Origin of the sequence: Clostridium sp. UBA6640, from assembly GCF_002455975.1 — a bacterium.
Lineage (GTDB): Bacteria > Bacillota > Clostridia > Clostridiales > Clostridiaceae > Clostridium_J.
Genome location: NZ_DKLM01000042.1, coordinates 1 through 244, shown reverse-complemented (window position 1 = coordinate 244; position 244 = coordinate 1).

Below are 244 nucleotides of genomic sequence, written 5' to 3'. Positions count from 1 at the left end.
GTAGGAGCGAACAGTGTTCGCCTGAAAACCTCGATTAATTTCCATTATCATAGATTAGGCAGGTAACTTATATTTCAATAGATGACATCTCAAAATATTATTCTATCACCAAAATTAATAAATATAATTAGCTACAAAATCATTCCCATATAATTACTTCTATAATTTGATAATATCCTATATGCAATAGAAACTGGAGAACACTGTTCTCCACTACAAAAATTAAAGAAATTATTTTGCCTAA